Consider the following 8,423-nt stretch of genomic DNA (forward strand, 5'->3'; position numbering starts at 1 on the left):
AGAACCTGACCCTGGGCGCCGGCCAGGCCAGCGATCAGGAGCTGGTGGCGGCGCTGTCGGCCACCGGTGCGCTGGACTTCGTGCGTCGCCTGCCCAAAGGCATGGATCACCTGATCCTCGAAGGCGGCCTGGGCCTGTCCGGTGGGCAGCGCCAGGCCCTGGTGCTGTCGCGGCTGCTGGTGCGTCAGCCGCAGGTGCTGCTGCTGGACGAGCCCACCGCTTCGCTCGATGACATCACCGAGCGCCGGTTGCTGGATAACCTGGATCGCTTCTGCCAGGGCCGCACCTTGGTGATCGCCACCCACCGGTTGAGCGTGCTGCAGCGGGTGGACCGCGTCCTGGTGCTCGACGGCGGCCGTATCGTGATCGACGACGCACGCGACGCCGCGTTGGCCAAACTGCAAGGAGCGCAGGCATGAGCAACCATGAACTTCCCGCCTCTTACCTCGATGGTCAGGATGACCAGGCGGTGTTTCGGGCTGGGCGCCTGATCACCCTGTGCGCGGTGATGCTGGCGGCATTCCTGGCCTGGGCGGCCTGGTTCGAGGTGACCGAGGTGTCCACCGGCACGGGCAAGGTCATCCCCAGCTCCCGTGAGCAGGTGATCCAGTCGTTCGAGGGTGGGATCGTCGCGCAGATGAGCGTGGCCGAAGGAGATCTGGTCGAGCGCGGCCAGGTCCTGGCCCAGCTCGATCCGACCAAGACATCATCAAGCGTGGGCGAAAGCGAAGCCAAGTACCGCGCCGCCAAGGCCAGCCAGGCGCGCCTGCAGGCAGAGGNNCACGGGCAAGCCGTTGAAATTCCCGGCCAGCCTGCGCGAGTCGCCCGAGCTGATCGAGGCGGAGACGGCGCTGTACACCACCCGCCGCCGTGGTCTTGAGCAGACGCTGGCCGGTATCGAGGACTCGCTGCGGCTGGTGCGCAGCGAGCTCAAGATCACCGAAAACCTGGCGAAGATGGGCGCTTCCAGCCGCGTCGAGGTCATCCGCCTGAACCGCCAGCGCTCGGAACTGGAGCTCAAGGCCACCGAGGCACGCTCGGAGTATCTGGTGCGGGCCAGGGAGGAACTGGCCAAGGCCAGTGCCGAGGCCGACAGCCTGTCGGAGGTAATCCGTGGCCGCAGCGACTCATTGACGCGCCTGACCTTGCGCTCGCCGGTGCGGGGTATCGTCAAGGACATCGAGGTCAACACCCTGGGCGGTGTGGTGCAGCCAGGTGGCCAGGTGATGAAGATCGTGCCGATGGATGAGCGCCTGCTGATCGAGACCCGCATCGCGCCACGGGACATTGCCTTCATTCACCCCGATCAGGCCGCCAAAGTGAAGATCAGCGCCTACGACTACCCGGTGTATGGCGGCTTGGACGGCAAGGTGGTGGGGATTTCGCCGGATACTCTGCAAGACGAGGTCAAACCTGAAATCTACTATTACCGGGTGTTCATTCGCACCGAACAGGACAGCCTGCAGAACAAGGCCGGCAAGCAGTTTGCAATCGTGCCAGGGATGATCGCCACGGTGGATATTCGCACCGGGGAGAAGACGATACTCGACTACCTCATCAAACCCCTGAACCGGGCCAAGGAAGCCTTGCGCGAGCGTTAGCGCAAGCGCCCCTAAAGCCTTTACGGAACAGGCCGATAACCTGTCATCCCCTGTTCCCCACCGAAGGTCACCATGGCCAAGCAAAATGCCCGCGCGGACGCGTTGTCCCTGCTGTTGTTCACCCTGCGCAGCGGCAAGCTGATGGCAATCAACCTGCTCAAGGTCAGCGAAATCATTCCGTGCCCGGCGCTGACCAAGCTTCCCGAGTCCCACCCGCATGTCAAAGGCGTGGCGACCTTGCGCGGGCATCCGCTGTCGGTGATCGACCTGTCCCGCGCCATTGGCGAGCAACCGCTGGCCGACCCCAACGGCGGGTGTTTGATCGTCACCGAGATCAGCCGCTCACGCCAGGGCCTGCACGTGCAAGCGGTCAGCCGCATCGTGCACTGCCTGAGCACCGACATCAAACCGCCGCCGTACGGTGCGGGCAAACAGTCGTTCATCACGGGCGTCACCCGCGTGGACAACACCTTGGTGCAGGTGCTCGACATCGAGAAGGTCATTCACGGCATCGCCCCGCCCCCCGTCGAATTGCCCGCCAGTGGCCTGAGCGTCGAGGACGCCAGCCTGCTGGCTGCCGCCAACATCCTGGTGGTCGACGACAGCAACGTCGCCCTGCAACAGTCGGTGCATACCCTGCGCAACCTGGGGATCGAATGCCGCACCGCCCGCAGTGCCAAGGACGCCATCGGCATTCTGCTGGAGCTGCAAGGCACGGCGCAGGAGATCAATGTCATCGTCTCGGACATCGAGATGAGCGAGATGGACGGCTATGCCTTCACCCGCAGCCTGCGCGAAAGCCCGGATTTCCAGCACGTGTATGTGCTGCTGCACACCTCGCTGGACAGCGCCATGAGCAGCGAAAAGGCGACCCAGGCCGGGGCCAATGCCATCTTGACCAAGTTCTCGTCCCCGGAGTTGACCGACTGCCTGGTGGTGGCGGCGCGGGCGGTGGTCTTCGCCGAGCGCTGACCTGCCCACACGGCGGCGGGTTTGCCCCTCGGACTGACTGGGGCATACTTCCATACCCCCTTTCGCAACCAACAGGAAGCCACGCATGAAACGTATCAGCCTCATCCTGATCAGTTGCGCCCTGTTCAGCGGCCTCGTCCAGGCTTCCAGCAGCCAGGCCTGGAACGAGCACCGCCAGCAAATGCTCAAGGCCTGCCTGGCTGCCAGCCAGTTCAAGAACGCCCATGCCCGTAGCAAGCCCGCCGAATTCGACGACCAGACCGGCATGAGCGCCCTGCTGGTCGAAGGCCTGTACCCGCAAAAGCACATGAAGCAGCGAACCGGTACCGAGTTGTGCCTGTATGACCGCAAGCAACAGCGGGCGTATGTGAGTGAATGGAGCCCGCAAACCAAGTGAGCGATAGCCTGCGTTTCGCCTGCACCGGCTGCGGCAAGTGCTGCAGCGGCCACCATGTGCCCCTGACCCTGGCCGAGTCGCAGCGCTGGGCCCGTGACGGCGGGCAGGTGATAGTGCTGATAGAGGCATTCGTGGTGGACGGCCCTGGCATGCCCCCTGAGCAACGCGAACATGTGCTGTTGCGCTCTCATGCCGTGCCCAGTGCCGACGGCCAGGTCCGGGTGTCGGTGACCTTCGCGGCCTTCAACCCTGGCCGTTGCCGCTACCTGGACGACAACGACCTGTGCGCCATTTACGACCAGCGCCCACTGGTGTGCAGGATCTATCCGGTTGAAATCAACCCGCACATTCCCTTGCGGCCCGAGAGCAAGGATTGCCCACCCGAGGCCTGGCAACAGGGGCCTGAGCTGATTCACGGCACACAGCTGGTCGATGCCGAGTTGCAGGCGCTGGTGCAGGCCTCTCGGCAGGCAGACAGGGAAGACATTGCGGCCAAGGTGGCGGTCTGCCAAGCACTGGGCATGACCACCAGCGCGCTCAAGGGCAACGGCTTCACGGCCTACCTGCCTGACATGCAGGCATTTGCCACAGCCCTTGCAGAGCATCCTCAGGACACAGGGGGGTCTTGGGCTCTGCATGTCGAAGACGCTGTATTGCAGGCCCAGTTACAGGCACTTGGGGTGCAGGTGATTGACCAGCCACCGATTTATTACGCCTTTATCGGGTTCTAGGGGCAGGACGGGTGATGTTGGCTTGAACACCGTCAGCCCGTTTTACCCGGTCAGGGGCGCCGCTGCGGCTGTAGTGGCCTACGCCGTGGCCGTGCCACGCAGCTTCGCGACTCACAAGGTTCGGTGATCCTTTCACAGGGTGTGTTCACACCGCCCACTGAGCGCCTTGTCTTTCGTCACGCTACAAGGCTCTAAACCGGGCATTTCAACGACAATCTGCGCCATTCCAGCCCCGATACTTACCTTTTACGCAACAGTGCTTATCCAACTTCGCTCTGTTTAAACTGCCTCCACACGACTAACTTTACCCCTGTCCTCATTAGCACTTGCACCGCAAGAAGGTAGTTAGAAATGTCCAACAGTATGGGTATTGCCAGCGTGTTCGTCCTGTCGTCCCTGTTGTTGTCCCCCCTGGCCATGGCCGAAGAGTCGCCTGCATTCGTGGCCCGCAACGCCGAGTTCGCGGCGGCCCATCAGGACGCCCGCGAAACAGTGACCGCCCAGCATGCCGAGACGGTCAAAGCCTCGCAGCAGACAGCGTCCAAAGCGGTTGTCGATACCGACGCCGACAGCTGAGCCTACGCCTCGGCGCGTTCAACATGCGCCATGGGATTCATCTGTTTCAATATGTTAGCCTCTAAAAAGCCGCTGCCCTATCAGCGGCTTTTTTTCGTATGCGCTGGGTTTTCCCCTGGCAGATTCGTCATGCAGCAAGCATGACCATCTCCTACAACAAGCACTGCCCCGCCTACCGATCAAGGAGTCAATACCGGTGTCTTTCGCGTTTCGCTTCACCCCGCTTTTCATTGCGCTCAGTGCAAGTATTCCCGTCACGGCCCAGGCCACCGATGACAATGCCGAAGGTTTTGTAGCGGGTTCATCGTTGAACCTGCACCTGCGCAATGCTTATTTCAACCGCGACTCCCACAATCAGGGTGCACGCGATACGCGGGAATGGGGTCAAGGGGCAGTGGCGCGCTTCGAATCCGGTTACACGCCAGGCATCGTCGGTTTCGGTCTCGACGCGCACGCCATGCTGGGGGTTAAGCTGGACGGTGGCGGTGGTCATGCAGGCACCAGCATTCTGCCTACACATGTGAAAGGCGACGGCGAACTGGGCGCTGCCCCGCATTCGTTTTCCACAGCAGGCGCGGCGCTCAAGCTCAAGGCGCTGGACACCGAGTTCAAGGCCGGCGACCTGTTCTTGACCAACCCCGTGATCGCCGGTGGCGAAACCCGCATGCTGCCGCAAACGTTCCGGGGTATCAGCCTGATCAACACCAGCGTCGAGGGGCTGCTGCTTGAGGGTGGCAAGGTCAGTTTCACCAAGCCCTACAACCAAAGCGGCCACCGCCGTATCGATACCTACTATGGCTCGCTGGATGAGCGCGGCAAGAGCAAGCACCTGAGCTGGGCGGGCGCAGCCTGGAGCGGTACACCCAACATCACTACCAGCGTGTATGCGGCCGAACTGAAGGATATCTGGAACCAGTACTACGCCGACTTCGACTACACCTACGTGGTCAACGAGCAGGTCAGCCTCAACCCTGGCGCCCACTTCTATCACACGCAAGACACAGGCCGGGCCTTGCTGGGCAGCATCGACAACAATACCTACAGCCTTCACCTGACACTCAATGCGGGCGCCCATACCGTGACGGCCGCCTATCAGCGGGTCAACGGCGATACCCCGTTCGACTACATCAACCTCGGTGACAGCGTCTACCTGGACAACTCGCGCATGTATTCGGACTTCAACGCGCCGAACGAGCGGTCCTGGAAACTTCAGTACGGGTACGACTTCGCCGGCCTCGACTTGCCCGGCTTGAGCGCATCGCTGTCTTACTCGCGGGGCAAGGCCGACCTGACCAAGGCCGCCCAGGACAACAGCCACTACGATTACTACCGGGCCGATGGCAAGGATGCCCAGCACTGGGAACGCGACCTGGACATCAAGTACGTGTTCCAGGAAGGCGACCTCAAAGACCTCTCGGTACTGGTACGGTATGCCACGCACCGCGGCGGCCAGGGCTACGCCTCGATTGACGGCAATAGCAACAACGACGAGATGCGCGTGATTGTCGACTATCCCTTGAACGTGTTCTGACAGTCACTGCAATCACTGGCTGATCAGCGCGGCAGGGGAACCCCTGCCGCACGGTAATTCCGTCGGACGAACTTGTCCGACAATCTTCACTTGCCTAGAATGTCGCCGCCGCAAATGGCCCCCAGCAGTCGCGACCATGCCTACCTCACCGTTACGCCTCCCCCCCTCCCGGTCGCACCCCGAACTTGCTCTCGTGCTGGGCAGTTGCCTGGCCGTGTTCGCCATCGTGGCCATCGTCAGCTACTTGCTGATGCGCGAGCGTGAAAGCGTGGAGCAATCGGCCGTACGCTCGGCCAACAACATCGTGCAATTGATCGAAAGTGACATTTTGCGCAATGTCGAGCTTTACGATCAGGCCCTGCAAAGGCTGATCTGGGCGGTAGGCCGCAAGGAGCTGCCCTCCGTACCCGGCCCCCTGCGCCAGCGGCTGCTGTTCGATGACACCTTCGCCGACCGCAAGCGTGGGGATATACTGTGGCTGAACAGCAACGGTGACGTGGTAGGCGATTCGACCAGCAGCGTACCGCGCAAGGCCAACTTCCGGGACACAGGCGTGTTCCAGACCCATTTGCACAACCCCAACACCACCCTGCTGGTGGGGCCGCCGTTCAAGGCCCGATTGGGCGACCTGGACTGGTGCATCAGTTTCAGCCGGCGCATCACCGACCCGAACGGTGATTTCGCAGGCATCGCGGCTGGCGCGCTGCGCCTTGGCTACGTTACCGATCTGTTCAAACGCCTGGATATCGGCGCCAACAGCAGCGTGAACCTGCTCAACGTCGAAGGCCAGCTTCTGGCCCGCCAGCCCATGGGCCCCTCCGATCCATCGGTCGGTAGCCAGCATGCCGGCAAACCCAATTTCCAGCGAATACTCGGGCAGCAGAGTGGCAGCTTCGTCGCGGCCTCCGCCGGGGATGACGGCGAGCGCATGTATACCTTTGCCCGCGTGGGCGACTTGCCGCTGATCGTGCTGGTGGTGCATGCCACCGACGAGGTGTTCGCGTCCTGGCGCCGTACGGCACTGCTGGTCAGCGTTGCCACCGGGCTGCTGTGTGCGGGCATCATCTGGTTGACCTGGCTGCTCAGTCGCGAGCTGCGTCGCCGTTTCCAGGCTGAACAGCGCCTGGCGACCTTGGCCGCGACCGACAGCCTGACCGGCCTGGCCAACCGCCGGCACCTGGACCAAGTGCTGCGCCTTGAATGGGCACGTGCACAGCGTACGCGCCAACCACTGACGGTGCTGATGGTGGATGTGGATCATTTCAAGGCGTTCAATCAGCGCCACGGCCATGCGGGCGGTGACCATGTACTGCGCGAAGTGGCCAAGGCCATCGAGGCCTGTATCCGTCGGCCGGCCGATCTGGCCGCCCGGTATGGCGGGGAGGAATTTCAGGTGGTACTGCCGGAAACCGACGTGGAAGGGGCACGGATGCTGGCGGAACGAATATGCCGCAGCGTCGCACGACTCGCACCTTTTGGTGACGATACCCAACCGGTCACGGTGAGCATCGGTATTGGCAGCCTCAACGCACACACCCAGCAAGACCTTGCAGCCATGCTGGGTGGGGCGGATGAAGCGCTCTACCGGGCCAAGGCCAACGGCCGCAACCGGGTAGAATGCCCGGTCACTTAGGAATGTGCGCGGACCTTGTCACGCAGCGCCTTTACTTCATCATGATTTTTCTGCACGCCTTGGAGCTGACGATCGACCAGGTCCAGGCTGCTTGCTGCGGCAGGGACGTTGAGCTTGACGAGCTTTTCACGGGCTTGACGGTACGCCTTCAGGGCATAGTCCTGGCCACGCTCGGTCTCGTTCATCACCGCTTCGTCATCATGGCTGGTGAAGGCTGTCTTAAGTTCGATCCAGGCACGGTGCAGGTCACCGGTGAAGCTGGTGGACGTCTCCGGGTCACCGCCCAATTTACGGACCTCGTCCTGAAGCTCCTTAACAGCTTCGCCGCAACCAGTGGCGCGCTCGGTCAGGAAGCCTTTGAGGTATTGATTCTTGACGTCTTCTGCCGATTTCAGAAAGCCTTTCTGGCCGTCTTTGCTGTATTCGATCAGGTCGTTGAGAATATCGATCACGTCTTTGTTGGTATCGCTCATGACTCAAACTCCTTGAGGGTTGATGAGTAGACAGGAGCAGCCTTCGTGCCAGCTTTCCAAAAAAAATAAACCCTTGTAAATCATTACCTTAAAAGATAAAGGCAAATTGCTATGCATCGCGTTCTGCATGATCCGCTTAGGTGGGTCGTGCAGTTTGCAGTATGGTGGGCGTCTTTATGACGAGTACGAAAATGTTCAACCCGGAGCGTCTCGAACTGCTGGTGACCCGCAGCATGCCGTTCGGCAAATACCAAGGCAGGATCATTGCCGACCTGCCGGGCGATTACCTGGCGTGGTTTGCGCGCAAGGGCTTTCCCACGGGAGAGCTAGGGGAGTTGCTGGCGTTGATGCATGAGGTCGACCATAACGGCTTGGCTGACCTGCTGGCGCCGTTGCGGCGCAAGCATGGCTGTTGAGCGAGTTGGCCGACCGCGCCCTCACGGGACGGCACGGTGTAGCGCTGACTCCGCTCCCTGTAGGAGCGCCCGGGCAAGGCCGCTTGTGTCTTG

Annotated in this window: 9 protein-coding genes and 1 pseudogene; 9 read left to right on the top strand and 1 reads right to left on the bottom strand. The window is 61.9% G+C overall.

Annotation, left to right across the window (positions count from 1 at the left end; translation table 11 throughout):
- From B2S33_RS03765 to B2S33_RS03800, 8 genes and pseudogenes are all read left to right on the top strand, one after another.
- Positions 1-419 (top strand): ATP-binding cassette domain-containing protein (locus tag B2S33_RS03765; RefSeq protein ID WP_288649869.1); only part of this gene is annotated, 419 nt, incomplete at its 5' end.
- A pseudogene (locus B2S33_RS03770) lies at positions 416-1,601 on the top strand (HlyD family type I secretion periplasmic adaptor subunit). The gene B2S33_RS03765 and the pseudogene B2S33_RS03770, both read left to right, overlap by 4 nt.
- A gap of 72 nt (positions 1,602-1,673) precedes the next feature.
- Positions 1,674-2,573, top strand: coding sequence for a chemotaxis protein (locus B2S33_RS03775; protein WP_027916572.1), 900 nt, complete (start codon positions 1,674-1,676; stop codon positions 2,571-2,573).
- Between the two features lie 85 nt (positions 2,574-2,658).
- Entirely contained in the window at positions 2,659-2,970 is a 312-nt protein-coding gene (locus tag B2S33_RS03780; protein WP_049695469.1) for a hypothetical protein, read from the top strand.
- A complete protein-coding gene (locus tag B2S33_RS03785) occupies positions 2,967-3,701 on the top strand; it encodes a YkgJ family cysteine cluster protein (protein ID WP_288649870.1) in 735 nt (244 codons plus the stop codon). Before B2S33_RS03780 ends, B2S33_RS03785 begins: the two co-directional genes overlap by 4 nt.
- A gap of 351 nt (positions 3,702-4,052) precedes the next feature.
- On the top strand, positions 4,053-4,277 hold the full coding sequence (locus tag B2S33_RS03790) for a hypothetical protein (RefSeq protein ID WP_027916575.1): 225 nt from the start codon (positions 4,053-4,055) through the stop codon (positions 4,275-4,277).
- 196 nt (positions 4,278-4,473) lie between these two features.
- Entirely contained in the window at positions 4,474-5,808 is a 1,335-nt protein-coding gene (locus B2S33_RS03795) for an OprD family porin (RefSeq protein WP_110606938.1), read from the top strand.
- Between the two features lie 136 nt (positions 5,809-5,944).
- Positions 5,945-7,441: a sensor domain-containing diguanylate cyclase gene (locus B2S33_RS03800; protein WP_288649872.1), complete on the top strand. Its 1,497-nt coding sequence runs from the start codon at positions 5,945-5,947 to the stop codon at positions 7,439-7,441.
- Here B2S33_RS03800 and B2S33_RS03805 read toward each other — a convergent pair.
- Positions 7,438-7,914 carry a PA2169 family four-helix-bundle protein gene (locus tag B2S33_RS03805; RefSeq protein ID WP_288649874.1) on the bottom strand — a complete coding sequence of 159 codons (477 nt, stop codon included), beginning with the start codon at positions 7,912-7,914 and terminating at the stop codon, positions 7,438-7,440. The genes B2S33_RS03800 and B2S33_RS03805 overlap by 4 nt on opposite strands.
- 191 nt (positions 7,915-8,105) lie before the next feature.
- On the opposite strand from B2S33_RS03805, the gene B2S33_RS03810 reads away from it, so the two are divergent.
- The gene (locus B2S33_RS03810; protein WP_027916579.1) at positions 8,106-8,330 is read left to right on the top strand and encodes a DUF3820 family protein; all 225 of its coding nucleotides are present in this window, start codon (positions 8,106-8,108) and stop codon (positions 8,328-8,330) included.
- Positions 8,331-8,423 lie beyond the last annotated feature (93 nt).

The sequence above is a fragment of the Pseudomonas sp. UBA5568 genome (genome assembly GCF_002425525.1).
In the GTDB taxonomy this organism is placed as follows: Bacteria; Pseudomonadota; Gammaproteobacteria; order Pseudomonadales; family Pseudomonadaceae; genus Aquipseudomonas; species Aquipseudomonas fulva.